At 38.0% G+C, this 3,560-nt stretch carries 4 protein-coding genes and 1 other annotated feature; of the genes, 2 read left to right on the forward strand and 2 right to left on the reverse strand.

Annotated elements, in window-relative coordinates:
* The coding region (locus ND6B_RS13815; RefSeq protein ID WP_033102931.1) for an IS256 family transposase at nucleotides 1-714 on the forward strand (714 nt) is incomplete at its 5' end.
* Nucleotides 715-868: 154 nt separating this feature from the next.
* Here ND6B_RS13815 and ND6B_RS13810 read toward each other — a convergent pair.
* Nucleotides 869-1,279 carry a hypothetical protein gene (locus tag ND6B_RS13810; protein WP_033102932.1) on the reverse strand — a complete coding sequence of 137 codons (411 nt, stop codon included), beginning with the start codon at nucleotides 1,277-1,279 and terminating at the stop codon, nucleotides 869-871.
* Nucleotides 1,280-1,287: 8 nt separating this feature from the next.
* Nucleotides 1,288-2,160, reverse strand: a complete 873-nt coding sequence (locus ND6B_RS13805) for a hypothetical protein (protein ID WP_033102933.1) — start codon at nucleotides 2,158-2,160, stop codon at nucleotides 1,288-1,290.
* A gap of 141 nt (nucleotides 2,161-2,301) precedes the next feature.
* Between ND6B_RS13805 and ND6B_RS13795 the strand changes: the two genes are divergently transcribed.
* Nucleotides 2,302-3,521, forward strand: a protein-coding gene (locus ND6B_RS13795) for an IS3 family transposase (RefSeq protein WP_089368775.1) whose coding sequence is annotated in 2 segments (ribosomal slippage) — nucleotides 2,302-2,581 and nucleotides 2,581-3,521 — 1,221 coding nt in all. Because the reading frame shifts where the segments join, the coding sequence is not laid out codon by codon here.
* Nucleotides 2,580-2,696 (forward strand) — a sequence feature (AL1L pseudoknot). It overlaps the preceding gene by 117 nt.
* Nucleotides 3,522-3,560: the final 39 nt, after the last annotated feature.

Below are 3,560 nucleotides of genomic sequence, written 5' to 3' on the forward strand. Positions count from 1 at the left end.
ATTCATTATAAGATTAAAGAAAATGGGCGCTACGTGAGTAAGGCTATTTATACCGTACTAGGTGTCAATATCGAGGGCCGCAAAGAGTTACTTGGTTTATATATCTCTGAAAGTGAAGGGGCTAACTATTGGCTATCAGTATTAACAGATTTACATAATCGTGGTGTATCCGATATTTTAATTGCCTGTGTTGATGGACTAAAAGGCTTCCCTGAAGCAATAGCAACAATCTATCCTGACGCCGAAGTGCAGGAGTGCGTTATTCATCAAATTCGTAATTCGATGAAGTATGTTGCTTCAAAGCACCAAAAAGAGTTTATGGCTGACTTGAAACCCGTTTATAAGGCAGCCACTAAAGATGCAGCAGAAGCCGCTCTCGCCGAATTAGATGCCAAATGGGGCAAGTTATACCCTATCGTTATCGAGTCTTGGCGTCGTAAGTGGGGCAATCTGTCGGTTTACTTCAAGTATCCAGATTACGTGCGTAAAGCTATTTATACCACAAATGCAATTGAAGCTGTACATCGCCAGTTTAGACGACTCACCAAGACTAAGGGAGCATTCCCTAATGAAAACAGCTTGATGAAATTATTGTATGCAGGCATATTGAATGCCTCGAAGAAATGGACAATGCCAATCCATAATTGGAATCTGACATTGTCGCAATTGGCCATCCACTTCGAAGGTAGGTTAGATGGTGTGCTAGATATTTAGCAACTTAGGCTGACACAGAATTCTGAACGCCCTCTATTAAGTTGCTGTTGAACGGCCGAGTTTGGCTTATGCCGCTGTCAGTTTTGATTAAGCCCTAACAATCAAACTTGACAGATAAAGTTAAGGCTTATTCAGAAGAAGTGTTCAATTTAGTTTATTTGTCTTCAGGTCTTTCTGCTATTAATATATCAAGGTTACCTTTCAGAGCAGGAATTTCTGTGGCATTTTGTAAAACTCTTTGTAGAAACCTTTTTTGTTCATTAATTGTTTTATTCTTTAATTCTATCTCTGCTTCAAGTTTCTTTATTCGCTTAAGTAAATCAACATCGGCCTTAATGATTCCCTTTTTAAAATGATGATCTTTAGTGTTTTTTGAACATTTCTTATGTTTGTAAGCTTGATAAATCCCGTTATAGCTCTCTAATGTTTGTCTTGATACTTGAATACCAAGATCAATTGAAATTTTTTGAGTTAGATTTTTCCATGTAAGCTTTCCTTCCCAAAGAAGGATCATTCTCTCAATGTTAAACTGTGTTTCATCTGTAATTTTAGCTTTAGCTGGCATTGCAAGTTCTACTTTGATTTATTTTTAAAATTAGTTACACCAAAAGAAGAAAGTAACGCTGTCATTCCTTCGGGGATGGAGCTAATACTAGAAGTTTTATCTGTTATTTGGTTTAAAATATTTTCATCTGAAGAAATTGTTAACTTCACTTCATCTATAACATTTGTTTTAGGATTTGTTATAAATATTTTTTTTTCTTCGGTTGATATTCGAGCTATATTTCCATGTAGTCCATTTTTTAAAATTTGAATGAGCTGTTCAAGTAAAGCAACTTGTTTAGTGTGCTTTAAATACCAATCTTTTTTACAAGGAGATTTATATATATTTTCTTGTTTTGATAATCTGGCAAGCCTTATTGTTTGAAATCTAAGGTCATATTCAAGTAACTTTATAGCATCAGTGTCCCCACATATATAGCAAGAGCTTTCACATAAAAAGCAGCCATTTAAAAAATTATTTATATAATTACAAGGTGTAACAGAAAGCTCTTGTACACATATTCCTGTATCAGTAATGCTTGCAGCGAGCCCCCCATAAGTCTTTAACTCATCGTTTGTTATAACTCGGATATCAATATGACTAGCATCGAGATCTAATGTTGAAGTAACTCTATCTGCGTTAGTCTCTACACTATTATGAATATACTCTAGTGTTTGCTTTATGCTTGTTCTGCCAGACCAAGAGGCTATGACACTTAAGGGAATACCTCCTTTTTCGGCATAAGTATTTGCAAAGTGACGTAGTGAATGAAGGCGAAGTTTTTCAGTTTTAAAGCCATACTTATTAAATATATTTAAAGCTGGATTTACGTCAGAAAAAGGATTTACAAAAATTGTTTTTACTTTCCTTAATGAAATTATATTCAATGGGCTACCAGACATTCCTTGTACTGAATTAAAATTATGTTTGTTTGGTGCAATACAAAATAAAGCATGTTCAAGGTCGATATATTTTTCAGACTCAACATAGCACTGAATCGCCCCGTGTTTGCCAGAGACTCAATAACTTGAGAAACTGGAACTATGAAAAAATCAAATCGCTATACATCAGAATTTCGTGAACGTGCAATTAGGCTTGTTACCACACAACAGCATGAATACCCTTCTCTTTGGGCTGCGCTAGTATCGATTTCAGATAAACTGGGATGTACCCCAGAAACACTTAGAGCATGGGTCAAGAAATCTCAAGCTCAACCGTCTAAACCCTCTTCTAATACGCAATCAACTGAAGAACGCCTTGCCGTCTTAGAGCGCGAGAATAAAGAGCTCAAGCGAACGAATGATATCCTGAGGCAAGCTGCCGCTTTTTTCGCCCAAGCGGAGCTCGACCGCAAACAGAAGTAATAGTGGATTTTATTGATGCTTGCAGAGAGCATTACGGTGTCGAGTCAATTTGCAAGGAATTGCCGATTGCACCATCAACGTATTATTCTCATAAACAGATACAAAGAGAGCCTGAGCGACTGTCTAACCGCAAAAAGCGTGATGCTGAGCTGATAATACTCATTCGCGAAGTGTGGGAGGATAATATGTCAGTTTATGGTGCAAGAAAAATATGGAAGCAGCTACAGCTTGACGACCATCAAGTCGCCCGCTGTACAGTCGAACGATTGATGCGAGTTATGGGAATTCAAGGTGTTCGTCGGGGTAAAGCACATAAGACAACGATACCTGACGAGCAACAAGATAAGCCACTTGATTTAGTTAATCGTCAATTTACTGCTGAGCAGCCAAATCAACTTTGGGTAGCTGACATCACCTATGTTGCCACATGGAGTGGGTTTGTTTATGTCGCTTTCGTGATAGATGTTTTTTCACGATACATTGTAGGTTGGCGTGTATCAACGACAATGCACACAGAGCTTATTCTTGATGCGTTAGAGCAAGCTATTTGGCATCGTGGCAACCCCGAAGGGTTAATTCACCACAGCGACAGAGGCAGCCAATATTTGTCTATACGATACACTGAGCGACTTGCTGAAGCTGGAATTCAAGCGTCTGTAGGCAGTGTGGGTGACTCTTATGACAATGCATTGGCTGAAACAATAAATGGATTATTTAAAACAGAGATTATTCGCAGAAATGGCCCGTGGAAGAATGTTGATGCTGTTGAATACGCAACGTTAGAGTGGGTCAATTGGTTTAATAATCAACGCTTATTATCTTCAATTGGGTATATTTCACCAGCTCAATATGAAACAGACTACTATGATAATTTAAACGAGTCAGGTAAAGTGGCCTGACTTAAACAAACTGGTCTCCGATGAACTCGGGGCGATTCA

This window comes from Pseudoalteromonas sp. ND6B (assembly GCF_000764215.1).
Classification (GTDB): domain Bacteria; phylum Pseudomonadota; class Gammaproteobacteria; order Enterobacterales; family Alteromonadaceae; genus Pseudoalteromonas; species Pseudoalteromonas tetraodonis.